Here is a 25,464-nt window from a genome sequence, read left to right as displayed (position 1 = left end):
CATGAACATGAAGCACCTGGAGGCCTCTCTGGAGGACGCCTCCATCGCTGGCTGACTTTATTCAAGCCAGACCCTGCAATCTTATTTGCGAAAAATTCTTGACACTACCATATCAAATCGTCCAAATGTTGATTTTGAGAAAGCGCCCTAAATCCTTGTCGGGGCCCCCGAATGGCTGCCAGATTTACGCTGGGAAATAATGGTCTTAGTCTTCTCTCGGAGATATGCGATTACAAAAGTGAAACTAGTCTGATTGACAAGGATGGATTTATCAGCTTTTTTAAACAGCTTAATCAAGTGTGTACAGAATATGTGAGCACATATGAGGGCGGCTCCGGTTATCCATCAAACAATTGGTATAACTATATACAAAGCGGCTCTAGCCCGGCCACACCATTTGTTGAGGACACGCGTATATATTGGAGGGGGTTTGCATAGTCTGCCAGATTATCTGCCCACTATGAAGTGTGTGGATGAAATGCCTTCGATTGTTCCCATGCGAGCTGCTAATGGGGATATCGTGGCCAACATAACATACTGGGGTGCGTTGTGATGGCATTAAGTCGGAAATAAGCGGCACGAACGGTATTGAGGACCGAAAACTGCCTTGCAAAAAACCGGCTAAACTCTAAATGGTACGAGTTTTAGCCGGTTTGGAGATGGCCTTACCATGCTTATCAGATGCCAGAGGCCGCTGTGGGGTCAAAAAAGGCAGTATTTATGCGGCTTCCCGGCCTTTTGAAAAGCCGTTAAACCAACTCTGACTTAAAAGATGCACGTACTCCCCTCAAAACACCACGACTAGCAGCATCTTGAACCGTTCCTGCCCGAAGACCGCATGAGGGTGCCCGGCGGGCATAACGATAGACTCCCCTTCATGGAGAAAAAACTCCTGCCCCTCAATAGTGATCCTTCCCACGCCGTCCACGCAAGTGACGAAGGCGTCGCCGCCGGACTCATGGGTGCTGATCTCCTCGCCCAGATCGAAGGAAAACAGGGTCACGCTCACCGCGCTGTTCTGGGCCAGCGTCTTGCTGACCACCTAGCCCTCCTGATACGCCACTTGTTCCTTTAGGGTCAGGACTTCCGCCTTTGCAATATTTTTCATCGGTCCATTCATGGTGCATCCTCCTTTGTGTGACTGTTGTTTATTCTAAGATCCTGCCGTCTGTGGAGATCGTGACCACCTGCCAGGGAATGAATTTCCCACTGCTTTGCAGGGCTTTCTTTGCCACCGCCTCCAATCCCCCGCAGCAGGGTACTTCCATGCGCACGATGGTGACACTCTGGATATCGTTCCGCCGGATAATTTCCGTTAGCTTTTCGCTATAGTCCACTCCGTCCAGCTTGGGGCAGCCGATCAGCGTGATCTTGCCCCGCATGAAATCCTGGTGAAAATTGGCGTAGGCATAGGCGGTGCAGTCGGCGGCGATAAGCAGCTTTGTACCGTCAAAATATGGCGCGTCTACCGGGGTCAGCTTGATCTGGCAGGGCCACTGGCCCAGTTGGGAGACAGGCTTGGCGGCAGATGCGGGCGCTTCTTCTGTCCGGTCAAACCGTCGCATCTGCTGGCCCGGACAACCGGTGTTCTGCTTCGCTTTATTGCTCTGGACCGCCTGCTCGTTATACGCTGCCGCCTCCCGCTCCACAAACGAGATCGCCCCGGCAGGGCAGGCGGGCAGGCAGTCCCCCAGGCCGTCACAGTAGTTGTCCCGCAGGAGCTTTGCCTTGCCGCCCACCATTCCGATAGCTCCCTCATGGCAGGCGCTGGCGCAGGCCCCGCAACCGTTGCATTTTTCCTCGTCTATATGAATGATTTTACGTACCATTTTCTTTCCTCCCTTGTTTTCTTGCTCTGATTATAGTATAGTTTAAAGAGATATTATGTTGCTGCAACCACAAATATGGAGGAAATTTATGGAATTATCTTTTATACCCCTGCTCCACGACATCACCCCGAAGGAACTGGATGAAATGCAAACTCTCCACGGTATGCACAGGCACAGCTACCAAAAGGGCGAGATGATCCTTCACGCGGGCTATATAGCCCAGGAGATGGGCATTGTGCTATCGGGGAGCGTCCATATAGAAAACGTGAACGTGTGGGGGACCCGAAGCATCCTACAGGCAGTCCCAGCGGGTCAGATGTTCGCCGAGACCTATGTGATGTGCCGGGAACCGCTGATGGTAGACGTGGTCTGCGCGGAGGATGCTCAAGTCCTGATGATGGACATTACCGCCCTGCTGCGGGAGGAAAACCGGCAGAAAACGTGGCACCCAAAGCTATACCGCCACTTGCTGATGGGAGCTTTCCAGAAAAATCTAGCCCTAAGCAACCGCCTATTCTGCACGACTCCTAAATCCGCACGGGGGCGAGTGCTGTCCTTTTTATCATACCAGTCTGTGCGGGCAGGCAGAGCCGAGTTCACTATACCCTTTGACCGGCAGGAGATGTCCGATTATCTGAACCTGGACCGCAGCGCGCTTTCCAAAGAGCTGGGGAAAATGCGGCGGGATGGGCTTATCGATTTTCGGAAAAATCACTTTGTTTTGAAGTAAGATATGGAAAGAAAAAACACAGGAATTTTGAGAACTCCTGCGTCTAAAATGCGAACCTAAATAACCTCTACTATCCAGATTTTGATAGATCCATGTAATTTCATTGGGATACAGAAAAGATAGAGTTGCTTTTCGAAAAAAAGTCTGAAAAGCAGCTCTACTTCAAATTATTCAATCTAACAGCAGTTGACAATTCATGGCAGATGATCTATAATATTATTGCCTTACACGTAGGATGTAAGGGAGATGTATTGTTGTCAATCCTTTCGTAGTAATTTCTATCAGGAGCTCCTGATAGGGTTTGTGAACTTGGTGATACTGGTTGAAAGCTGTCAGAACGGCGGCCACCGTTATCAAACATATCCAGAGGATGGCACAGGCATCCCATTCAATTATATCATAGTTGAATATTGCGTAATCGGGCAGCTGGCTTCTTAGCATGTCCTAATAGCTGTACAATGAGAAGCTATCAACAAAACTGTATATCCGCCAACTTAGGGATGCTGCCCCTCGTGTTGGCGGATATTGCATTTTGTAAGGAGATTTTGAGATGACTGATAAAGAATGGCTGGCATCAGATGAGGCAAAAGAAAAAAGTATGCGCTTTTATGCTCACTTTGATTACAGAACGAATATAGGGCAGCAACGCGTTTATTTATCAGATCCGAAAAATATAAAACTGCATGGATTCTATCCGTTTATTCATTATAAGCAAAAACAGACGGAAAGACAGATAAAAAGCGGGATATTTGCTATGCTGCACACATTGACCGCTGTATATATCAGTATTATAACTTTATTTTAGGCGAGTTATATAATCAGCGTGTAGAACAAGATAGGATATCCCATGTTGCTGTAGCCTATAGGAGCGACCTTCATCAAAGCAATATCAACTTTGCAAAGCGCGCCATCGACTTTATCCGAAATAATTCTCCGTGCTATATTATGATTGGAGATTTCACTGGCTTTTTCGACAATCTGGATCACAACTATTTAAAGCGTCAATGGTGTTCTCTGCTGTGGGAATCGCGGCTCCCAGACGATCATTATGCTGTCTTCAAAAGTTTAACTAGGTATAGTGTTTGGGAACTGTCTGATTTATTGGCTCTGAACCATCTGCCGGATGATCTGAAAGGCCGTAAGGAACTGAATTCTCGTTCGCGTGTACTATCAATAAAGGAATTCAAAGCTAACCGAACACACATCAAACCAAACCCAAACAAATACGGCATCCCCCAGGGCTCTCCGATCAGCGGCATGCTTGCAAATATATACATGATGGATGTTGATAGGCAAGTTCATTATTTTGTAAGTAATTTGAACGGATTCTATATGCGTTATAGTGATGACTTTATTATTGTGATCCCAGACAACGGAGATACATCCTCTCAAGCAATGAAAGATGTGAGCGGATTTTTTAAAATTGATGGATTGACTTTAGAACCAGAAAAAACACAATATTACCGATTTGAAAACCAATCGTTAGTAAGTTGTAGCGCACAGTATGGCATATCCGATAAAAAGTCAAAACGCTTTATCAATTTTCTCGGTTTTACTTTTGATGGGAAAACCATAACGGTCAGAGCTAAAACGACTGGAAAATATTATCAGCGTATGTACAGGAAAGTTAAAAGTATAACAAAATCACCGGGAAACATTTCTGTAGGAAAACGCATTCTTGCCTCAAACTTGTACAATTTATATTCTATTAAGGGTGCAAATGGTTATCTGATCAAGAAGAGAGATGGTCACACAAGAAAGTGTTCCGGCAACTTTTTGACATATATACAACGTTCAAAAAAGATTATTGGATATAAGGAATCGATTGACAGAGATACCAGACTGCATATGTCAAAAATACGAAAAGCATTAAAACGTCAATTGGGTGGGTAACATTGTAGTCCCTTCCACAAAAATAGTCTATGTATTCCGATTGACATTTTTACACCATCTCGATAATCTTTCTAAACCACAAGCAAGGTTACATATATTTTTAAATAAAGCATGTTATAATCAACTCCAAAGGAGTTGATATCATGAACTATAAACACACACCCAATGAAAGGCAAGCCATCATTTCTCTCCACAGAAACGGCCAATCAGTAGCCCATATCTCTCTGGAAACAGGAGTACCCAGAAGCACGATCTATAACTGGCTCAAGGAAGAATCACGTAATCAAGACACCCCGAATGAGCTTTCCCTAAAGAACTTCCGTATGCTTGAGAGAAAAGTTGAGCACCTTGAAGGAATCATTGAGATCCTCAAGACAGCAGGCTGTCTTCCCAGCGATTCGCTTGATACCAAATTGAAGGCTTTAGAATGTTCCCCGTGGCACATTCTATAACCATATCCTGCGCAACAAGCGCGAGAACACATCTTACGCTCAACGCCGAAAAGAACTTTGTGATGTCATTCAGCAAATATATGATGAGAGCAATCAAATTTTTGGCGCTAAAAAGATATTTGCCATCATGAAAGAAAAAGGTTATCACACTTCACCCGATATGGTACAAGAACTCATGGGAGAAATGGGATTGACCAGTGCGCGGCAAGGCGCGAAAAATACCTATAATAAGGAACAAAGGAAATTTACCAACCATGTGAATCAACAGTTTAATGTTACTTGTCCCGATGAAGTGTGGGGAAGTGATGTTACATACTTCCGTTTCCACGAGAAAAAGTTTTATATATGTGCGGTTATAGATCTGTTCGCAAGGAGAGTGATAGCTTATAGGATTGGCAAGTCTAACAGCACACAGTTAGTCAAGAGTACTTTTCGTACGGCATATGAAAACCGTTGCCCCACACAACCGCTAATATTCCACACAGACCGTGGAACGAACTACAGGGCTGCTGCATTTTGCAGTTATTTGAAATCGCTTGGGGTCACGCAATCTTTTTCAAAAGCATACACACCCTACGACAATTCAGTTATGGAATCATTCTTTTCTATCTGAAACGTGAGGAGCTATATAGGGCAAAATACCGCTCTGAAAACGAATTTAGGGCAGCTGTTGATAAGTACATAGTCTTTTATAACGAGCAAAGGCCTCACGCTACGAATCAATACAAGACACCATTACAGAAGGAAAGCGAATTTCTAAGCAAACACTAGGGATATGGGCAACTTCATATTGGACATAGGAGTTCATATCTTACGGTTTTCTGCTTTTTCATATCTCGTTTTGAAGTTTTTGAACTTTTATATCCAAATTAGCGTGGTAAAGTGTCGCGCCCTGATCCCGCATAAACTCTAGGCAAATGAAAACAGCCTGTTGATGTCCAACCCATGGGGGTTCGGAAGTCAACAGGCTATTCACATGGCTGGGCTGGCGGGATTCGAACCCACGGGATGACGGAGTCAAAGTCCGTTGCCTTACCGCTTGGCGACAGCCCAATATGGCAGACACGGAGCCTAATTTCAAGAATTAAACTCCGTGCCTTTTGTGTGGGGTGGGCGGTGGGATTCGAACCCACGGTCTCCAGAGCCACAATCTGGCGCTTTGACCAGCTAAGCTACGTCCACCATATGGCGCGCCAAAAGGGACTCGAACCCCTGGCCTACTGCTTAGAAGGCAGTTGCTCTATCCAGCTGAGCTATTGGCGCATGTTCGGGGCACCCCTTGGCCCACGATTATATTTGCCCTATTGGGGCTTTGGAGCGGGTGATGGGAATCGAACCCACACGACCAGCTTGGAAGGCTGGAGTTCTACCACTGAACTACACCCGCAGCTACCGGCAGGCAAGCCGCGCGGACTGCTTCCCTTGTCCACCGTGATATTATAGCATAAACCCGCCTGTTCGTCAAGAAAAATTTTGCCCTGGCGCGGAATAATTTCCGTCCCGCCGCTTTTTTTCTGTAAACCCTCTTATAAGCTTTCGCGGTTCCGTCATTTCTCCCCCGGCAGGTTTTCGTCACCCCACGCCTTCATGTAGGCAATCACGTCCATAAAGCTCCTGCCAAGGCCAGTTAATATGTACTCAACTCTCGGCGGCACCTCATGGAAGTCGCGGCGGTGTAGAAACCCGTCCGCTTCCAGCTCCCGCAGCTGCTTTGTCAGCGAGGACTCCGTTATCTCCCCCAGCTGCCGCCTCAGCGCCCCAAACCTGTTGACGCCGTGAAATGCTATGTAGTAGAGTATTTCCAGCTTCCACTTGCCCCCTAATATCCTCTGTAGCGCCGACATTGTTTTACAGCGCTCTATGGACTGCTCTGTTTTTCTCATATGCAAAACCTCCCCCGCTTTCACTCATTATAGCTCCTTGCGCTGGGATAATCAAGGTACTGCAAAAAAGTACCGTACTTGAATTATCCTGGCACAGAGTTATAATTGGGAAAACGAAGGAGGTTTTTACTATGCATTTTACAGGAACTATATGGCGGCCGCCCTATGAGGCGGACAGCCTGCTGCTGGAGGCCACCGCCGGCTGTACACATCACCGGTGCAAATTCTGCACCCTATATGACGGCCTGCCCTTTAAATTCAGGATGTCCCCTCTTGAGGATAATGAGCGCGACCTGCAGGAGGCTCAGCTATGGAACACGGACCCCTTTGCCTCCATGGCTGCACGCCTCCAGGGGCTGTCTAAACCCAAGGGCTTCCGGCGGGCCTTTCTCACCGGGGCCAACCCCTTTGTACTGAAAGCATCGCGCCTGCTGGCTATTGCCGGGCTTATCCGCGAATATATCCCCACTGTCAGGACTATCGGCTGCTTTGCCAGGGTAACGGATATATCCATGAAATCGGACAGCGAGCTCACAGCGCTGGCTGGGGCCGGGTATGACGGCCTTACTATCGGCATTGAGACCGGGGACGACGAGGCCCTAAGCTTCATGAATAAGGGCTGCTCAGCCGCCGACATTTTGGAGCAGTGCGGCAGGCTTGACCGGGCCGGCATTGGCTACAGCTTTTTCTATCTGGCAGGCATATCTGGCGCCGGTCGGGGGGAGCTCGGGGCGAAGGCCACCGCCGCCATATGCAATAAGCTCCATCCGCGGCTCATTGGCGCCAATATGCTGACTGTCTATCCCGGCTCAGAGCTCTATCAGGAGATACAGCAGGGCCGCTGGCATGAGGCGGGGGAAGTGGAGAAATACCGGGAAATCCGCGCGCTGGTCGGGAGCCTGGAAATCCCCACCGAGTTTGCCGCCCTGGGCGCTTCCAACGCGTTCCAGCTCCAGGGCTCTCTGCCTGAGGACAGGGACGCATTGCTTGAAAGAATTGACAGTATTATTGACACTGTTGGCGAGGAGCGGCTGCGGGATTACCGGGAAAACCTCCGGCACCTGTAATGGCTCTAAAAAGTTCTTAAACAGCCGCCAGGGCCGCTTTCAAGTCGGCTAAAATGTCCTCAACATTCTCAAGGCCCACCGACAGGCGTATCATGCCGCCGTCGATACCCGCCGCTATAAGCTGCTCGTCTGTGAGCTGGCGGTGGGTCTCGCTGGCGGGGTGCAGCACGCAGGTACGGATATCCGCCACGTGCACCTGGTTTGAGGCCAGGGTCACAGCGTCCATGAACTTGGCCGCGGCCTCCCTGCCGCCCTTTATGATAAAGGAGATGACCCCGCTGGAGCCCTTCAGGTATTTCTTTGCCAGTTCATGGTCCGGGCTGGACTTGAGGCCGGGGTAAATGACGCTCTCAACCTTGTCCGAGCCCTCCAGGAACTCAGCCACGGCCTGGGCGTTCTCACAATACTGCTTCATGCGCACCGGGAGGGTCTCAAGGCCTAAGTTCAGAAGGAAGGCCGAGTGGGCCGCAGGGTACACGCCGAAGTCGCGCATTAGCTGCATACGGGCCTTGATTATATAGGCCATCCTGCCGTAGCTCTCGGTGTAGGAAATGCCGTGGTAGGACTCGTCGGGTTCGGTGAGCTCTGGGAATTTCCCATTGGTCCAGTCGAATTTGCCGCTGTCCACAATAACGCCGCCCACCTGCACGGCGTGCCCGTCCATATACTTTGTTGTGGAGTGGATAACTATATCCGCGCCGAAATCAAAGGGCTTGCAGAGGATGGGGGTGGCAAAGGTGTTGTCAACCAGCATGGGCACGCCCATCTGGTGGGCGATATTGGCAAAGCGCTCTATGTCCAGGACCTTCAGGGCGGGGTTGGCTATAGTTTCTCCAAAGAAAAGCTTTGTGTTCTCCTTAAACTGGGCCTTTATCTCCTCGTCGCTGGAATTGCCGTCAACATATATGCACTCTATGCCGAGCTTTTTCAGGGTGAAGCTAAAGAGGTTTATTGTGCCCCCATATATGGTGGGCAGGCTCACGATACTGTCCCCGGCCTTGCAGATATTCAGTATGGAGAGCAGGCTTGCCGCCTGGCCCGAGGTGGTGCACATGGCGCCAACGCCCCCCTCCAGGTCGGCTATCTTAGCCTCCACAGCCATTACAGTGGGGTTTCCGAAGCGGGAGTAGCAGAGGCCCCTGGTGGGGTCGTCAAATATGGCGGCTACCTCCGCCGCAGAGTCGTACACATAGGTGGTGCTCTGGACTATGGGCAGCACCCGGGGCTCGCCGTTTTTAGGGGTATAGCCCGAGTGCAGGCATTTGGTCTCGTCTCTCATATTCTTGTCTCCTTTATTTTAGTGAGTCCAGGGACTCCTCAATGCGCTGTACCTTCTCCCTGAGCTTCTCGCCGTTTGCCCTCACGCCGTCTATAACATTCTGGGGGGCCTTGCTCATGAAGGTCTCGTTGGTGAGCTTGCTCTCAACCGTAGCCAGCTGCTTTCTTGCGGACTCCAGCTCCTTTGAAAGGCGCAGGCTCTCGGCCTCCCGGTCGATAAGGTCGTCCATGGGGAGATAGGCCCGGCAGCCTGAGGTCACCACAGTGACGGCCCCCGGCAGGTCGAAGCTGCCGCCGGTCTCGACGCCGCTGCAATAGGCCAGGCGCGCGATTGACTCGCACTCGGTGTCAAAGGCCTCCGGTTTGTCTGTCTCGATATACAGATGGGCCCGGCGGCTGGGGGGCACGTTCATCTCGCTCCTTCTGGTGCGCACAGCGGTGATAAGCTCCATCACCTTTTCCATTTCGGCCTCTTCTATGGGGAAGTCCAGGCCCCCCTCAAACTCCGGCCATTTGGATATCATCAGGGCCTCGCCCTTATGGGGCAGGCTCTGCCAAATCTCCTCAGTGATGAAGGGCATGAAGGGGTGCAGGAGCTTCAGCGTGCTGCTTAGCACCCATACCAGCACCTGCCTGGCGCCCTGGGCCGAGCTCTCGCTGCCGCCGCTCATGCGGCCTTTTGAAAGCTCGATATACCAGTCGCAGAAGTCACCCCACATGAAGTCGTACACCTTCTGCACGGCTACTCCCAGCTCGAAGCGTTCCAGGTTCTCGGTCATATCCCTTGCCATGCGGTTGAACTTGCTGACTATCCACTTGTCCTCAAGGGTCAGCTCACCGGGGAGCTCCGGGGACACCTCAAAGCCGTCGATGTTCATATGGATAAACCGGGCGGCATTCCAAATCTTGTTGGCAAAGTTCCGGCTGGCGGCAACCTTCTCGTCGGAATACCTTGTGTCGTTGCCGGGGCTGGTGCCGGTGATTATGGTGAGGCGCAGGGCGTCCGCGCCGTATTTGTCGATGACCTGCACCGGGTCCACGCCGTTGCCAAGGGACTTGGACATTTTGCGGCCCTGGGAGTCCCGCACAAGGCCGTGGAACAGCACGGTGTCAAAGGGTATCTCCCCCATCTGCTCAATGCCGGAGAATATCATGCGGGCCACCCAGAAGAAGATGATGTCATAGGCGGTCACCAGGGTGTTGGTGGGGTAGAAGTACCTTAGGTCCTCTGTGTCCTCAGGCCAGCCCAGGGTGGAGAAGGGCCAGAGGGCGGAGCTGAACCAGGTGTCCAGGGTGTCCTCGTCGCGCCTTAAAGGCTTGCCGCACTTGGGGCAGACAGTCAGGTCCTCCTCGCTGACGGATATCTCCCCGCAGCTGTCGCAGTACCAGGCGGGTATCTGGTGCCCCCACCATATCTGCCGGGAAATACACCAGTCCTTGATGTTCTCCATCCAGTTATAATAGACCTTCTCCATGCGCTCGGGGATAATCTTTATTTTCTTCTCACGCACGGCCTCAATAGCGGGCTTCGCCATGGACTCCATCTTTACAAACCACTGGGTTGATACTCTCGGCTCCACAGGGGTATGGCAGCGGTGGCAGGTGCCCACATTGTGCTTGATGGGCTCCACCTTAATTAAATAGCCTGCCTCCTCAAGGTCCTTCACAATCTGCTTTCTAGCCTCAAGCATACTGAGGCCCTGGTACTTGCCGCCGTTCTCGTTGATGTTCCCTGCCTCGTCCATAATGGTGATGACTGGCAGGCTGTGGCGCTGGCCCACTAAAAAGTCGTTGGGGTCGTGGGCGGGGGTTATCTTCACAACGCCGGTGCCGAAGTCCATCTCCACGTACTCGTCGGCTACCACGGGAATCTCTTTATTCGCCAGTGGTAAAATGACTTTCTTTCCAATAATATTCTTATAGCGCTCGTCCTCGGGGTGCACCGCCACGGCAGTATCCCCCAGCATGGTCTCGGGGCGGGTGGTAGCCAGCTCCACATAGCCTGAGCCGTCGGCAAGGGGGTACTTCAGGTGCCAGAAGCTGCCCTCCTTCTCCTCAAACTCCACCTCCGCGTCGGAGAGGGCCGTGCCGCAGTGGGCGCAGTAGTTTGTCATGCGCTCCCCACGGTATATGAGGCCCTTTTCGTAGAGCTTCACAAACACATGGCGAACTGCCCTTGAGCAGCCCTCGTCCAGGGTGAAGCGCTGACGGTCCCAGTCGGCTGAGCTGCCCAGAAGCTTTAGCTGTTCGGTTATCCTGCCGCCGTACTTCTCATTCCAGGCCCAGGCCCGCTCCATGAACTTGTCCCGGCCCAGGTCCTCCTTCTTTATGCCCTCCTTCGCCATAGCCTCAACTATCTTCACCTCGGTGGCCAGGGCCGCGTGGTCGGTGCCGGGGAGCCAGAGGGCGCTGTAGCCCTGCATACGCTTCCAGCGTATCAGAACGTCCTGGGTAGTCATATTCATGGCGTGGCCCACGTGCAGCTGGTCGGTGACATTGGGCGGGGGCATCATAATGGTATAGGGTTTCTTATCAGGGTCGGCCTCGGCGTGGAAGTATTTATTTTTCAGCCAGAAATCATATATCCGGCCCTCCACCTCTTTGGGCTCATAGGCCTTTGCAAGCTCCTTGCTCATTTTGTATCATCCCTTCTTTTATACTTTACATTTTAAACAATTCAAACTATAAATATATGGCATGGTTTAAGGGTCAGCTTATTGTCCCCCGGAGGGGACCGCGCCTACCCTCTCGGCATACTTCGAGAAGACTATGGCCGCGTCACGGCGCACCGTATTTTTCTTGGGGTTAAAGCTGCCGTTGTTCCCGGTCACAAGCCCGGCGGCATAGCAGGCGTATACGCCCTCCCTGGCCCAGCTGTCTATGCTTTCGTCGTCGGCAAATATGCCAGACTGCACGCCGTCAAGGTCCAGGGCCCTGGCAAGCACCGCGCACATCTCCTGGCGGGATATGGGGGCCTCGGGCCTGAATCTGTCACCTGAGCCCACCATCAGGCCGCTCTCCTTGGCCCAGTACGCCGCGCCGGAGTACCATTTTGTGGTCCCCACGTCGGAGAAGCTGTACATGCCCTTATACGCCTCCAAATCCGCTCCCATGGCCTTCGCCAGAACAGTGGCGAACTCAACCCTGGTTATATTCTTGCCCGGGTTAAAATATCCGGCGTTGTCCCCGGAGAAGTATCCCAGCTTCGACACCTTTTCAATGTACTCATAGGCATAGTCCGAGCGTGGCACGTCGGGATAGGTGGTCTTGGGGTAGTCCGCGCCTGTATATTTATATGCCACGGTGTTCTTCCTGGGGTACCTGGCGCCGCTTACCGTGTTCTCGTTAAAGGGGTCCCTCTCGATATGGTCCTGCTGGGCGCTGAAGGCTGTGCCCCAAATTACGGTCCCCGAGCCCACCAGGAAATAATCCAGGCTACCGTTATTGCCTCCGTCGTCCCAGGTGAGGTCCACGTTGTACCAGAGGCCGTCGTCCATCTTTACATTGTTCCACATATGGTTATGGCTTATAGCCACCGTGCATGGGATGTCCATAAGGTTCAGGACTATCTTAAAGGCCTTGGAGTAGCCGTCGCACACTGGCTCGAAGCTGTCCCCGTCGATTAGGGCGCTGTAGGCGTTATGGGCCAGGCGGTCGCCCATACTGCTGCTGCCCGGGCGGCTGGCGGCTCCGTTATTATAGGTGCTGCGGGCGGCGATAAGGTCGTGGGCACGCTTTACCCTGCTGTAGGTGTCCGGCTGGCGGGAGGCCTCATTTGCTATGCTCCTGGCCGCCTCCATCATCCTGTCGCGCATTGTGTTCTCCTGTCCGCCATAGGGCAGGGAGAAGTAGAAGCTGAACTGGGTTATCACGTACCTGCCGCCGGTGCCCCGGAAGTTATAGTAGCTGCCCACGCTGGCGTCAAGCCATATAAGGTCCGGCCTGTCGTAGCGAAGGGCTGTTATCGCCACGTTTACATCGTTTTGTATGTTCCTGTACTCTGTCACAGAGGAGCCTGTGGGCACAAAGGTGCCGCCGCTGTTCATGCCGCTCAGCACGGTGCCGTTTATGCCCTGCACGCTTACCGGCACGGTATTGCCGCCGGAGCTGATTATCCTGCTCCAGGATATATTCTCAAGGGCCTTATAAGCCGCCTTCTGCCGGGTGCTCAGGCCGCTGTACAGCGAGCCGGTGCCGTTTGCGGTGCTCTCGTAGCTCTGTACTGTCAGCTGTACGCTCTCGAAGCTGTCTACAAGCGTCTGCTGGTCGGTAAGGGTAACTGCGCCCCCATCCTCCAGTGCCCCGGCGCTCACCGGCTGGGCTACAAGAAGCAGGACTGCTAGCAGAACTGACAATAACTCTCTGGATATCTTTTTCATAACTTATCCCTCCTGAAGCTTGCGATATTACTTATATATTATCCTCCAAACCGGGCTTCTTGTCAATGGGAAATTCTTAAATATGAACACTATGTTAATAAGCTGTGAATATCCCTCCTCCGGGCTTGCAAAATCCCCCAAAGTATGTTAAAATGTTACCGTTTTGTAACTATTATAGCTTTTGTCCCATTACTTACTGATTTTGATTGAGAGGTACATTTTATGTTACATAGTCACTACCGTTCAAAGCATATGCGCGTCACCAAAAAGGGCATAGGGCTTCTGGGCCTGATGATGGCGGCTCTACTCGTCTGCGTGAGCCTGCCAACCTGGAGCCCCGGGGCCCGGGCCGCCACTACGCCCACCAGCTTCGGCCTTGCTATGCAGGGTATCACGGCCTATAACGAGGGCTGGATATATGTGTACGGCGGCAAGGGCGGTATGGTCGGGGGCGTCCGCGGTACGGACTGCGCGGGGCTCCTCTACTCCTACTACTCCGACTGCGGCGTGTCCGGCTGCGCGGGGGGAGCTACCAGCCAGGTGCGCCAGAACACGGTCTTCTCGGGGCCCGTCAGCCTGGGGCTGCCCAGGATTCACGGCCTTGCCCTCACCAATTCCGAGCCCGGCGGCTACTCCCATATCGGCATTTATATCGGCAATAACGAGTCCTGCGACAACTCCATGGAGGGCGTGAACATGGTGCGGGCCTCTGTGCAGGAACGCCACTGGGACGGCTGGCATGTCTTTGATATCGGCACCATGTACCCCAAAGACGGCTGGTATGAGTTCGACGGCAGGATGGTCCACTATACCAATTACGAATACGATATTGACACTGAGATAGACGGCTATTTTATAGGCAGCGACGGCTTTGCGTATCTTGAGGACGGCACCCCCGCCCCCATTGACAATGAGCTTTTAAGCAATGTATGGGTCTCCGCTACAGAGGTCGCGGGGTATCTTGAGAGCCAGGGCTGGACCGGCAGCGACGACCCCAATGATATCCCCTTCGACTATAACGCCACCGTCAGCGCCTCCAACGTAAACCTGCGCTCTGAGCCTAACACCAGCTCCAGCGTGGTGGGCCTGCTCTCCAATGGCACCAAGCTCCAGGCCGGCAGCCCTGTCGAGGGCGAGCCGGTTACAGCTCACGGAAACAGCTACCACATGTGGTACCCGGTCACTACAGTCACCGGCCTTGAGGGGTATGTGTCTGAGGCCTATGTTGAGCTGCACCTCAGCGCCCCGGAGGTTACCTCTGACGGCGAGACCGTCACCATGACAGCCGCTGGCTCCTCTGACGACATATATTACACCGTTGACTATACCGACCCCGGCCTGGATGAGAACGGCGACCTGACTATCAGCACCACCCCCTATGTCTCCCCTGTGGCCCAGGTCTCCTGCACCTATAAAGCCGCTGTGATAAAGAACGGGCTCATGGGGCCTGTCACCACCGCCACTGTCATGAGCAACGGCATGATTTTCACCGACTTCACCTATAAGGCATGGTTTGCCGATAAGGTGGACAGGGCTGTTGAGATGGGCGTCCTCAACGGCATAGGCAACGGCAAGTTTGACCCCTACGGCTCCATCACCAGGGCCCAGTTCGTCATAGTGCTGGCAAATCTCTCCGGCGAGGACCTCAGCTCCTATAGCTTTGGCGAAGATATCCCCGGCTTCTCCGATGTTTCAAACAGCGCCTACTATGCAAAGCACCTGGCCTGGGCCGTGGCTAACGGTGTAGTCTCCTCAGGGGACAAGTTCAACCCCAACCAGGAGCTGCCCAGGGAGCAGATGTGCTCCATGATGGACAGGTATCTCACCAATGTTCTTGGTGTCACGGATATTGACGTCTCCCAGGTGGACAAGTTCTCCGACGACAATAAAATTAGCGGCTACGCAAAGGAGGCCGTATACCGTATGCGCGCCCTGGGCATTGTCAGCGGCAACGGCAATAACAGCTTCGACCCCAAAGGCACCTCTGAGCGGTGCGCCGCAAGCGTTGTGGCTGTGCTCTTCCACGATAACGCCATTGTCCCCAACACCTGATATCCCTCCTGATAACTTGGGGTAATCATAGTAAAAGCCATTGCAGTTTCCTGCAATGGCTTTAGTTTTGGTTTAATTATTCCCGTTCACCGTCCAGCAGGCGGTCTTTGGACTCAAGGGCCAGCTCAAGGCAGCCCTTGTCCTCTGAAGTGAGCAGCAGGGTCTCTGCCGGGGCCCTGGCATACTCTCCCGGGCGCTGGGCCCTGAGCGCGTTCTGTGAGACAAAGGCCCTGCCGTCGTCCCCCGGAAGGGGGAAGCAGGTGAGGGAGGCGGTGTTTATGGGGGTGCTCAGCTCCTCCCTGCCGGTCTCGACGGCGGTATCCTTCTCCCACTTATACAGGCTCAGGCCTACTGTCCCCACTTCCCCGCCCAGCGAGCGTACAAAACCGTCCCGGCTGGATATAATGCCGTCTGTAAAGCCCCGGGAGCCGAGGGTTTCCGCCAGGCTGTCCAAGATAAAGGCGTTTTTCAGCCAGCCCAGGTCCAGGTAGCAGTCGAGGCCAAGCTCAGCTGCCAGAGCCTCGCACCCGGCGGAAACCTCCAGCTTTAGGGTATTCTCCCCCAGCAGCCGGAGATTCAGGGCCGTCCTGTCCAAGGCTATGCCGGCCAGCTCTGTGCGGCTTGCAAAAGGGTCTTCCCCATCGCCGTCGTAGTATAGGTTCAGGCTGTAGGCGTTCAGCAGGCCCTGGTACACAGTCACGTCCCCCCGGTCCATAAGGAACTCCAGGACCTTATACAGCAATGGGTCCGCCTCTATTTCCTCATTGGGATGGGTGTTGATGTCGTGAAGGTTTCCCGGGCTGTCCTCATATGATTCTGTGGTGTCGAGAAGCTTTGTGAACCTCATGCACTCCTGGGTGTAGAGGGTTGTGAGGGCCTTGCGCTGGGCTGTGGCGTCCTTTTGGAAGTAATACTGGAAGTTGAAATCCGCGGCGCAGCGGGCCTCGGTGGAGCTGGCCTCTATCTTCACCCAGCCCGGCTCTGTAGTGAGCAGGCTGTAAATGCCGAACCCCAGGGCGCTAAGCCCCAGGGCAAGGCATAGGACAAAGGCGATAAACTTTCGTCCTATATGGTTCTCGTTGAGCTCCACCCGCTCTACCTTAGGCAGTGCAGGGGGCCTTTTTTCCCTGTTCCCCATCAGAATATGACTGCAAACAGCAGGGCGAGCAGGAACAGGGCTATCACTGCTCCGATTATGCAGAAGCTGATGACCGCTCCCTTTTTGCAGGCCTTATAGTTTCTGATATAGTTTTTCTTTTTAAAGATGACTGCGGCAATTATGCCCAGTATCGGTAGCAGCAGGGAGAGTATCATATACCAGATATTGCCGGTATCGTGCAGGGGCGTGTCTAAAATGCTGCTGGCGTCAACTGTGTCCTCCTCCTCGTGCTCCTGGGGCGTGCTGCCGTCCCGGATTGTGATGGACTTCATGGGCACGCCCTTCTCCCGGATAGTTTTATACTCCTCCAGCTCCTTCTTATTGCCGTAAACAAAGTGGTTATTCCCTATGTCCGTAAGCTCCGGCTGGTCGGTGCTGTAGTCGTGTATGGAGGGGTCGTAGGTAAAGAGCACCTTGTTTTTCTCCAGGATAGGGTCCGGGATGGGTATTGCCGAGATAAGGGAGCGGGTGTAGGGGTGCATCGGGAAGTTGAAAAGCTCCTCGGCCTCGGCTATCTCTACAATCTTGCCCTTATAGATAACGCCTATTCTGTCTGAGATAAAGCGCACTATTGAAAGGTCGTGGGCGATGAACAGGTAGGTCACGTCCCGCTCCTGCTGGAATTTCTTCAGGAGGTTTAAGACCTGGGCGCGTATTGAAACGTCCAGAGCGGAGATTGGCTCGTCCGCCACTACCAGCTCCGGCTCCATTACCATGGCCCGGGCCAGGCCTATGCGCTGGCGCTGGCCGCCGGAAAATTCGTGTGGATAGCGGGTCAGGTGCTCGGGAAGCAGGCCCACCTCGGTTATCATGTTCTTGACCTTCTCTACGCGGTCGGCCTCGTTCTCAAAAAGATGGAAGTTATATAAGCCCTCTGAAACGATATAGTCAACGGTGGCCCTCTCGTTCAGTGAGGCCGCCGGGTCCTGGAAGACCATCTGGATGTTACGGATTACCTCACGGTCCAGTGAGCGGGGGATTTTGCCGTTGATGGGCACGCCCTTATAGAGTATCTGTCCCGCCGCGCAGGGGTTTACCCTGATAACTGCCCTACCGATGGTGGTCTTGCCAGAGCCCGACTCGCCCACCAGGGAGAAGGTCTCCCCCTTATAGATGTCGAAGGAGGCGTTCTGCACCGCTTTAACGGCGCTGTCCCCCTTGCCGAAGGTGATGTCCACGTTGCGGATGGACAGCAGCACCTCCCGGCCGGTGGCAGGGTCTATGGGCCCATGCTCCGGCAGATGGCGCGTTTTGGCGCCGGTATCAACAGTTGTGGTTGCCATATGCTGTCCCTCCTATATATTGAACGCTCGCATGAGCTTCTCGTGGATATCCTGTATAAGCTCGGGCTTCTCCGTCTTGGGGGCCCTGGGGTCCAGGAGCCAGGTCTTGGCGAAGTGGGTCTCCGTCACCGGGAACATCGGGGGCTCCATGAGGGTATCCAGCTTCAGGCAGTAGGGGTTCCTGGGGGCGAAGGGGTCGCCCACTATCTGGTTATAGAGCGAGGGCGGCGTGCCGGTTATGGAGTAAAGCTTGGTATTGCGCTGGGCCAGCTGTGGCAGGCTTGAGAGCAGCGCCCAGGTGTAGGGGTGCCGGGGGTCGTAGAAGACCTCCTCGACCTGGCCCAGCTCCACTATCTGCCCGGCGTACAGCACCGCCACGCGGTCGGCTATATTCGCCACGACCCCCAGGTCGTGGGTGATAAACACGATGGTATAGCCGAACTCCTTCTGCAGGTCCTTGATGAGCTTGATTATCTGGGCCTGGATGGTAACGTCCAGGGCCGTTGTGGGCTCGTCGCATATGAGTATCTTAGGCTGGCACGAAAGGGCAATGGCTATAACTATACGCTGACGCATGCCTCCGGAATACTGGAAGGGGTAGTCGTCGAATCGGGCCTCGGCGTTGGGTATGCCCACCTTGTGCATGAGCTCTATTGCCCTTGCCCTGGCCTCCACCTCTGAGCAGTTCTGGTGCTTCAGGATAATGGAGGTTATCTGCTTGCCGATGGTGATAATCGGGTTAAGGGAGGTCATGGGGTCCTGGAAAACTGTGGCAATCCTGCGGCCCCGAATCTGGGCCCAGTCCCCGGCAAACTTCACGTTGGCAAGGTTTAGGGTACAGGTACCGTGGAGTGCTTCGGCAGTCTCGTCAATATACCTCACCCTAAAGACCACCTTGTCGAAAACAGCGTCGTCCATCGGGTCAACGCCCAGCTGCATGGCCTTCTTTATCTCTTTAAGGAGCCCCCTTATAAGGCTTATGCGCCTATGGAAAGGGTAGCGCCCAACGGAGAGGTATATCTCCTTGGCGAGAATTTCGTTGCGCTTCTTCTGCTCGGCGCTTATCTCCACAGAGGTCTCCTTAGCGTACTGGGCCTTCAGCTCCTCCATACGCTTATTGAAGCCGGCCTGGTAGCTGCTGTCGGCCTTCACGTCGGCGGCGTTCTTCTTTACCTTCGCCTCGTATTCCTGCTGCAGGCGCTTTATCTGGTTGTCAAGGCCCTTTATCTCGTTGCCCAGCTTTTTTATCTGCTCCTTGTCGGTCCGGGCGTCCAGGGTCTGGCGCAGGTTGAAGGCCTCAGCCCGCTTAAAGCGAAGCTCCTCTATGCGATCCCTATGCTCCCCGGCCTCCTGGTCGCTGACGCTCATCTTCTGCTTGCGCTCGCTTTCCAGCTCCAGTATCCTCCTGTAGGTGGCGGAGCCGTGCTCCAGCTTTGCGTACTCGTCCAGCTTCTTCTGGGTGCTGGCAATGGTATTGCGGGCGGTGCCCATGAGCCTTACGTGGGTGTCGGCAAGTTCCTCGTCGTTGAAGATAATTTTGCCGTTATCTATGAAGCCGTTGGAGTCCAGCATACCCGCAAAGGTCTTTGTAAAGACGGACTTGCCAGAGCCGGATTCGCCCACTATGGCGATGGACTCGTTCTCGTAAATGTCAAGGTTTATGCCCCTGATGGCGGTGAGTATGCGCCCGCGCACCCGGAACTTTACCTCCAGGTCCTTTATAGACAGCAGGACTTTCCTGTTATTCATTTCCATGAAAAGCCCTCCTTACATATGGGTCCTGGGGTCGGACGCGTCGCCCAGGTTCTGGCCGACAACGTACAACACCACTGCGACGATGGAAGCCACCGCCACCGGGCTCCAGAACTCGAACTGCCAGCCGTTGGTGACCATGGCGGGCTCTGCCTCGAATATCAGCCGGCCCAGGGACATATCCTTTAGGCCCACGCCGATATAGGCCAGGAACACCTCGTAGGAAATGTATGAGGGTATCTCGGTCGCAGACAGGGTCACGATAACAGAGGTCATGAAGGGCAGGATATTCCTGAAGGCAATGCGCCTTATAGGGGTGCCAAGGCACTTTGAGGCCAGGTTATACTCCCTGTCCCGGATTATAATGACCTGGGTGCGGATAAAGTATGCAACTCCCAGCCAGCCGGTGACTGTCAGGGCGAATACCATTGTCCAGAAGCTGGCGGTGAGGGTCAGCACCAGCACGGAAATCAGCAGCACGTAGGGGATGTTGGCGATGGTGTTATAGACCTCCATCATGAAAACATCCACCTTCTTGGAGAAGCCCCACACTGCCCCCACCATAATGCCAATGCTGAGGTTTATTACCGCGCACATAAGGGCCAAGGATATGGATATCCTGGACCCCACCCAGACGGTGTCGAAGGTGGGCTCGCCGGAGCCGCCGGAGCCCAGTATCCAGCTCAGGCTGAAGCCGAACTTCTCTATTGCCGCCCCTGGCATAAGGTGCTTTGTAGTGGAATCGGTTATATTTGCGTAGCGGTCATAGGTTATCAGGGTGGGGTATACATAGGCGAAAATAATTATCAGCACCAACAGCCCCAGCATGATAATGTTTATCTTCTTTTTAAAGAACACCCGGAACACCGACTGCCAGTAGGAGTACCTGGGGGCGGTTATTTTTTCGGCCTCCGTGTCGCTGTGCTCCACGAAGGAGAAGAGCTCCTCCTCGGGCAGGCCCAGCTCTTTAAGGTTTGTAAGTTCAGATTTCATCTCTCTACCTCCTCATTAGCGGCTCTTGCTCGTGAACGAGATACGCGGGTCGACTATTGACATGAGCACGTCGCCCAGGATGATGGCCACCACCGACAGCATACCGTAGAACATCGCCACGCCTACGATAACGCCGTTATCGTAGAAGTTGATGGCCTGGGTCAGCAGGTTGCCGGTGCCGGGGACCACGTACACGCGCTCGGTGATGATGGCGCCGGTGAGCGCGCCCAGTATTGTCCCGGGGATACCGTGGACGATGGGTATGGCCGCGTTCTTCAGGATGTGCTTTGCGAATATCTCATTCTCAGAGAGCCCTCCGGACCGGGCGAACTTCACATAGTCCGAGTTCATCTGGTCTATCATGTACCTTCTGAGCCACTTCATCAGGTTCGCCACCGAGGGCAGCGCCAGGGACACAATGGGCAGCACATACATAAGCGCGGTGCCGTTGTTCACGTCGAAGGTGGTGGGCAGGCCCATTGAGCCGCCTATGGCCTTGAACAGGAAGATATAGGCAAGGCTCGGCACCGCCATGATGAACACGATATAGAAGGTGCCCAGCTTATCCACAATGCCGTCCTTATGCCTTGCCATGAACACGCCAAGGGGCAGGCCCAGGGCGTATGCCATGATACTGGCTAAAATGCCGATGCTGAAGGAGAAGGCGACCTTGGAGCGCCCGCCCCTTCTTGTAAGGACGTTGGTATAGTCGTCTTCAAAGCGGGACTGGAGCAGCTCGGAGCCTGCAAGGGAGCCCTCAAGATAGATTGCAGTGTGCAGGTCGTCGGCGCTCTCCTCCACGTGGCCGCTTGGGAATACCGTGGGCCTTGTAACATAGGAGCCCTGGCTCTGGAGCATGGTCTCAAGAACATCGTGGTCCTTGTTCACCGAGTATGATGTACCCAGGTTTATGGTAATGAGGTTCTGGTGCAGGTACGGGAATTTGTCGTCAAAGTACAGCAGGTACTTATGCTTTGTGCCGTTGCCCATTATTGCCGGGGAGAACTTCTCCCCGCCGTAGACCGGGTCATGGGTGGTGAAGGTAAGCTCGCGCTTGCCGATATCAACGTCCTCGTCCACATAGTGGATGGTGTCGATAGTGACGATGCTGGAAAAATAGCTCCATAGCCTTGAGACCAGGGGCCTGTCCTTATGGGCGAAAAGCTCCGCCTGGCCCCCCGCGGCGACCTTCCGCCGGGAGGTTACTGCCTTGAGGCGCTCCACCTTATAGCCCTGGCTCTCGTAGTAGTCTGTGAACTCCTTGACATACTGGGCCACGACGCCCTCGTCATCCTCGGGCTTGCGGCCTAAGTCCGTAGCCTCGTCCTTGGTCTCGGGGTCAAGCTTGCCCTCCCTGACCTGCTCGTTGAGCCAGTCGTTATAGTTCACATAGTGGAGGTAGCCGTAGTCCTGCCAGCGGCGGTAGGTATAGGTGGTGCGGGCGTTGTTCTGCAGCTTGCGGTAGACCTCGTCCTCCGCAAAGATGGTCGTGCGGTCCAGCAGAGAGTATATCAGCATCATGACTATCGCCACCACTATGACGATAGAGATAAGGCCGTGTAAAAATCTTTTTAGAATATATTTTGCCATATTATCATCTACTTTTTCATATTATCATCTGCGGTTTGCTTTCTTTTATATTTCTTGTAAATATAGAGATTGGGGATGGAGCCATACGGCCCCATCGCCCACTCTCATAAGCGGATAGACCCTCTAAGTCTATCGTTATGCTCGGCCGGGCGAGCCCGGCTTCTTTCTCAGCAGTCCATCATGCTATCTGTGATAGCATGCCTTAGCCTTTACTAATATAGTAAAGCTCCGGGACATATAAAATCCTTAGAATTTGAATGTGGTTCAAATTCTTGTATATCCCTAGGATTTGAACGAAGTTCAAATCCGTGTGTATTTACTAATTGCTCTGCAATTAGTAAATACCAATGCACTTGGTCATATAACCGTTGTAGTTCGGCAGGAAGGTGTCAACATAGGAGCAGGGGTCCTGATAGTCAGGAGACCAGCCGGAGAGGTCGAACAGGTCATAGTTAGCCTCATAGCCGCGCTCGATGTTGTAGCCGGTGGCGTACCAAACCTTGTTATCGGGGCAGTCAACCAGGTCGATGATGACCTTGCCGCCCAGGTTCTTCTCAACCTGCTGCTTGAAGGCGTTCACGGCGTTGGTCCTGGTGGGGCTCTGAGAGGGGTACACAAAATCCAGGTGTACGGGGTTGCTCTCGTCAACGGTGATACCGTTGGCAGCCAGCTCCTCAAGAGCTATCTCCAGCTCGGACTGGGCATACTCCACGTTGAACCAGCCGTCGAAGCCGTCGCCGGTGCCGCGTCCGTTCTCAGCATTGGGGTCGTCCTTATAAACGGTAATCTTCACGCCGTCAGCGTCCAGCTGGGCCTGCATAATCTTGCCGTAGTCGGTGCCCGCGGGGAAGGTGGTGTCCACGCCGTTCACAGGCACGGTCACGTCCTCGCTGAGGGTGACGAAGGTGGCGGGGGTGTAGGTATTGCGCAGGCAGAGCTCCGCAATGTCGTCGCCCACGTTCTGAGCGTTCCAGGTCACGCGGTCAACAGAGCAGGCAAGGGCGCGGCGGAAGTGCACGTTGTTCATGGCCGCATGGGTAACTTCCTTCTGCTCGTCGGTCTGCTTGGAGACAGCGTCAGAGGCGTTGTTGCTGTTGGCCCAGGCTGCGCGGTTGATGTTCAGGAAGTTGAAGTAGGAGGTGGAGCCGGTGGCGGAAACGTATACGTAGGTGTCGAACACGCTCTTCTCGTCGCCGTCCATCTTCTCCTCCTTAGCCATAACCAGGGTGGAGCTGTTAATGCCGTAGTTGTCGATGGTGCGGGCCTTCACGTCGTTATAGCCCTTGGTGGGGTCGGAGCCATCGTTGAACAGGTAGGACATGGACTTAATGGTAACATTCTCAGCATCCCAGTACAGGGGGTTGGCCTTGTAGGTGATTGAGTTGTCCGCGGTAACATTGGTGATAAGGAAGGGACCGCAGTAGGCGATATGGTCGGGGTCGCGACCGTACATATAGTTCTCGTCGGCGTCGTCAAAGTCGTCGCCGAACTTACCGCCCTGGGCGGTGTAGTAGCTGCGGCTCAGGGGCAGGGAGATGCCGTAGTGGAGCATGGAGGTGAAGTAAGGAGTCTTCTTCTCCAGGGTGTACTCCAGGGTGTAGTCGTCGATAGCCTTGATTCCTACGCCGTCAATATCGCACTTACCGTCAACGTAGTCGCCCACGCCCACAACATAGCCGATGAACAGGGTCTCAAGGCCTGCCTGGGAGTCCAGCATATGCTGCATACCGGCAACCCAGTCGTCAGCGATAACGTCGCCCACCTCGCGGCCCTGGCTGTCCACCCACTTCACACCCTTGCGGATGTGGAAGGTGTAGGTCAGGCCGTCCTCGGAAACATCATAGCTCTCGGCCAGTGCGGGAAGCTCGCGGTCCTCGCCGTCGTAGTACAGGAGGCTGTCCACGCTGCCGATTGAGTAGGTAGCGTCGCCCGCGCGGCTGGTGTTCACCATGTCATAGGTGGTGGGCATCTCACCGAAGGCCAGGTTCAGGCTGTCCTTGAGCTGATAGCCGTGAGAGGTCAGGTACTCGGTAGCTGCCGCACGGTACTCGCCGGTGCCGCGCTTCTCGTTGAGCAGCTTCTTCAGGGCGTCGCGGTCCTCGGTCTTCAGAACCTTGTCGGTGATAAGGGCGTACTGATAACGTCTGTCGTCAGAGCCCCAGCCGTTGGAGGTAACTGAGCCGGGGGCAACGGCGCTTATCTGGTACTGTCCGCCGTTGCAGCGGGTGGGCTGCATAACGCCGGAAGCCATCAGCTTCGCCTCAGCCAGAGCCTCCAGGGCCCAGCGGCGGTTCTGGTCCTCAATCTCTGCGGCGTAAGCCTCGCAGAGCTCGTGGAACTCGCTCAGATTGAACTCATAGTAGTAGTCGGAAATCTCGTCGTAGTCGTCGCTGTCAATGCTGGGGATGGTCCAGCCGGTGTCGGTGGGCTCCTCGTCCTCCCCGCCTACATCGCTGCTCTCCTCAGTGCTGCTGGCTTCACTGCTCTGGCTGCTTTCCTCTGATGATGAGCCGGAGGAATTGCCGCTGTCGTTGCCGCAGGCGGCAAACACGGTGACCAGCATCAGCATAGCCAGCATCAGCGCCAAAGCGCGCTTAACTGTCTTGTTCATGTTCATCGTCGTCCTTTCTTCTGCTAATATATGTTGAGAGTTAAGGCTCCGGCCTTAACTCCTGCAACCACGCATATTTCTCTCCCGGAACTTTCATTTTTGCGGCTGTTCCAAAAGACTGTACAAAATATTGTATGAACAAATTATAAACCCACATAGCGGCACTGTCAAGCTTTTTCCTCATGAATAGGCCAAATTGAGATACAATAACGCAAAATACAAAAATGTATGCGCTTTTTTGTGCATTTTTACAGTTTTGAAAGTTTGCCATGTCTTTCCTGCAATACCTTCCCCGGGCAACTTTAGGCTTGTAATTATTTGGGATACGTATTATAATGTTGGTTAGTATACTATAGACTAAGGATTGATGCCCTCTGACGCCCGAAAACCAACCCTTTGCCCAGTGGGACGCCTCCCCCCTGCCGGTCATTGCCTTCGCCCGCGGCTCCCACGCCCTTATCTATTATAACAGCGCCGCCTCCCCCCTTAACCCCGAAGCCTTTTTTGAGGGCC

20 protein-coding genes, 4 tRNA genes and 1 pseudogene are annotated in these 25,464 nt (G+C 53.8%); 8 read left to right on the top strand and 17 right to left on the bottom strand.

What is annotated here, in order from left to right; translation table 11 throughout:
* Positions 1-787: 787 nt before the first annotated feature.
* Together D5270_RS14955 and D5270_RS14950 are read right to left on the bottom strand one after the other, a co-directional pair.
* A pseudogene (locus tag D5270_RS14955) lies at positions 788-1,120 on the bottom strand (cupin domain-containing protein).
* Positions 1,121-1,148: 28 nt separating this feature from the next.
* Positions 1,149-1,829 carry a 4Fe-4S dicluster domain-containing protein gene (locus D5270_RS14950; protein WP_166544837.1) on the bottom strand — a complete coding sequence of 227 codons (681 nt, stop codon included), beginning with the start codon at positions 1,827-1,829 and terminating at the stop codon, positions 1,149-1,151.
* A gap of 88 nt (positions 1,830-1,917) precedes the next feature.
* Here D5270_RS14950 and D5270_RS14945 point away from each other — a divergent pair, with 88 nt between their 5' ends.
* The 6 genes from D5270_RS14945 to D5270_RS16960 all read left to right on the top strand — a co-directional run bounded on the left by D5270_RS14945 (position 1,918) and on the right by D5270_RS16960 (position 5,675).
* Entirely contained in the window at positions 1,918-2,559 is a 642-nt protein-coding gene (locus D5270_RS14945; RefSeq protein ID WP_166544836.1) for a Crp/Fnr family transcriptional regulator, read from the top strand.
* Between the two features lie 550 nt (positions 2,560-3,109).
* Positions 3,110-3,364, top strand: a complete 255-nt coding sequence (locus D5270_RS16975; RefSeq protein WP_243150401.1) for a hypothetical protein — start codon at positions 3,110-3,112, stop codon at positions 3,362-3,364.
* A complete protein-coding gene (locus tag D5270_RS14940) occupies positions 3,307-4,452 on the top strand; it encodes a reverse transcriptase/maturase family protein (RefSeq protein WP_330587544.1) in 1,146 nt (381 codons plus the stop codon). Before D5270_RS16975 ends, D5270_RS14940 begins: the two co-directional genes overlap by 58 nt.
* Positions 4,453-4,595: 143 nt before the next feature.
* Positions 4,596-4,904 carry a helix-turn-helix domain-containing protein gene (locus D5270_RS16970; RefSeq protein WP_243150399.1) on the top strand — a complete coding sequence of 103 codons (309 nt, stop codon included), beginning with the start codon at positions 4,596-4,598 and terminating at the stop codon, positions 4,902-4,904.
* Between the two features lie 4 nt (positions 4,905-4,908).
* Positions 4,909-5,517, top strand: a complete 609-nt coding sequence (locus D5270_RS16965) for an IS3 family transposase (protein WP_330587543.1) — start codon at positions 4,909-4,911, stop codon at positions 5,515-5,517.
* The gene (locus D5270_RS16960) at positions 5,421-5,675 is read left to right on the top strand and encodes an integrase core domain-containing protein (RefSeq protein ID WP_243150398.1); all 255 of its coding nucleotides are present in this window, start codon (positions 5,421-5,423) and stop codon (positions 5,673-5,675) included. The genes D5270_RS16965 and D5270_RS16960 overlap by 97 nt, the downstream gene beginning before the upstream one ends.
* A 206-nt stretch (positions 5,676-5,881) precedes the next feature.
* Here D5270_RS16960 and D5270_RS14930 read toward each other — a convergent pair.
* The 5 genes from D5270_RS14930 to D5270_RS14910 all read right to left on the bottom strand — a co-directional run bounded on the left by D5270_RS14930 (position 5,882) and on the right by D5270_RS14910 (position 6,787).
* Positions 5,882-5,957 (bottom strand) — tRNA-Gln (locus D5270_RS14930).
* Between the two features lie 52 nt (positions 5,958-6,009).
* A tRNA-His gene (locus D5270_RS14925) sits at positions 6,010-6,086 on the bottom strand.
* Positions 6,087-6,090: 4 nt separating this feature from the next.
* Positions 6,091-6,167 (bottom strand) — tRNA-Arg (locus tag D5270_RS14920).
* A 50-nt stretch (positions 6,168-6,217) separates the two neighbouring features.
* Positions 6,218-6,291, bottom strand: a tRNA-Gly gene (locus D5270_RS14915).
* 160 nt (positions 6,292-6,451) lie between these two features.
* Positions 6,452-6,787 (bottom strand): winged helix-turn-helix transcriptional regulator, encoded by a 336-nt coding sequence (locus D5270_RS14910; RefSeq protein ID WP_166544835.1) that lies wholly within the window; start codon positions 6,785-6,787, stop codon positions 6,452-6,454.
* A gap of 131 nt (positions 6,788-6,918) precedes the next feature.
* Between D5270_RS14910 and D5270_RS14905 the strand changes: the two genes are divergently transcribed.
* A complete protein-coding gene (locus D5270_RS14905; RefSeq protein ID WP_166544834.1) occupies positions 6,919-7,854 on the top strand; it encodes a radical SAM protein in 936 nt (311 codons plus the stop codon).
* Positions 7,855-7,870: 16 nt separating this feature from the next.
* Here the strand turns inward: D5270_RS14905 and D5270_RS14900 are convergent, their stop codons facing one another.
* The 3 genes from D5270_RS14900 to D5270_RS14890 all read right to left on the bottom strand — a co-directional run bounded on the left by D5270_RS14900 (position 7,871) and on the right by D5270_RS14890 (position 13,511).
* Positions 7,871-9,133: an O-acetylhomoserine aminocarboxypropyltransferase/cysteine synthase family protein gene (locus tag D5270_RS14900; protein ID WP_166544833.1), complete on the bottom strand. Its 1,263-nt coding sequence runs from the start codon at positions 9,131-9,133 to the stop codon at positions 7,871-7,873.
* Between the two features lie 13 nt (positions 9,134-9,146).
* Positions 9,147-11,768 (bottom strand): valine--tRNA ligase, encoded by a 2,622-nt coding sequence (locus tag D5270_RS14895; protein WP_166544832.1) that lies wholly within the window; start codon positions 11,766-11,768, stop codon positions 9,147-9,149.
* 78 nt (positions 11,769-11,846) lie between these two features.
* Positions 11,847-13,511: an S-layer homology domain-containing protein gene (locus D5270_RS14890; RefSeq protein WP_166544831.1), complete on the bottom strand. Its 1,665-nt coding sequence runs from the start codon at positions 13,509-13,511 to the stop codon at positions 11,847-11,849.
* Between the two features lie 222 nt (positions 13,512-13,733).
* On the opposite strand from D5270_RS14890, the gene D5270_RS14885 reads away from it, so the two are divergent.
* Positions 13,734-15,563, top strand: a complete 1,830-nt coding sequence (locus tag D5270_RS14885) for an S-layer homology domain-containing protein (RefSeq protein ID WP_166544830.1) — start codon at positions 13,734-13,736, stop codon at positions 15,561-15,563.
* Between the two features lie 76 nt (positions 15,564-15,639).
* Here D5270_RS14885 and D5270_RS14880 read toward each other — a convergent pair whose 3' ends face one another.
* The 7 genes from D5270_RS14880 to D5270_RS14850 form a co-directional block, all read right to left on the bottom strand.
* Positions 15,640-16,701 (bottom strand): hypothetical protein, encoded by a 1,062-nt coding sequence (locus D5270_RS14880; RefSeq protein WP_166544829.1) that lies wholly within the window; start codon positions 16,699-16,701, stop codon positions 15,640-15,642.
* A complete protein-coding gene (locus D5270_RS14875) occupies positions 16,701-18,005 on the bottom strand; it encodes an ATP-binding cassette domain-containing protein (RefSeq protein WP_166544828.1) in 1,305 nt (434 codons plus the stop codon). The genes D5270_RS14880 and D5270_RS14875 overlap by 1 nt, the downstream gene beginning before the upstream one ends.
* 12 nt (positions 18,006-18,017) lie before the next feature.
* Positions 18,018-19,760 carry an oligopeptide/dipeptide ABC transporter ATP-binding protein gene (locus D5270_RS17170; protein ID WP_330587542.1) on the bottom strand — a complete coding sequence of 581 codons (1,743 nt, stop codon included), beginning with the start codon at positions 19,758-19,760 and terminating at the stop codon, positions 18,018-18,020.
* A 12-nt stretch (positions 19,761-19,772) separates the two neighbouring features.
* The gene (locus tag D5270_RS14865; RefSeq protein ID WP_166544827.1) at positions 19,773-20,750 is read right to left on the bottom strand and encodes an ABC transporter permease; all 978 of its coding nucleotides are present in this window, start codon (positions 20,748-20,750) and stop codon (positions 19,773-19,775) included.
* 15 nt (positions 20,751-20,765) lie between these two features.
* A complete protein-coding gene (locus D5270_RS14860) occupies positions 20,766-22,340 on the bottom strand; it encodes an ABC transporter permease (protein ID WP_166544826.1) in 1,575 nt (524 codons plus the stop codon).
* Positions 22,341-22,674: 334 nt separating this feature from the next.
* Complete coding sequence (locus D5270_RS14855; RefSeq protein ID WP_161474533.1) at positions 22,675-24,951, bottom strand: ABC transporter substrate-binding protein; 2,277 nt, start codon at positions 24,949-24,951, stop codon at positions 22,675-22,677.
* A gap of 40 nt (positions 24,952-24,991) precedes the next feature.
* Positions 24,992-25,381, bottom strand: coding sequence for a hypothetical protein (locus D5270_RS14850; RefSeq protein WP_166544825.1), 390 nt, complete (start codon positions 25,379-25,381; stop codon positions 24,992-24,994).
* Positions 25,382-25,464 lie beyond the last annotated feature (83 nt).

The sequence above is a fragment of the Acutalibacter sp. 1XD8-36 genome, from assembly GCF_009917525.1.
Taxonomy (GTDB): domain Bacteria; phylum Bacillota; class Clostridia; order Oscillospirales; family Acutalibacteraceae; genus Acutalibacter.
This window is presented reverse-complemented; position numbering and strand designations above follow the sequence as displayed.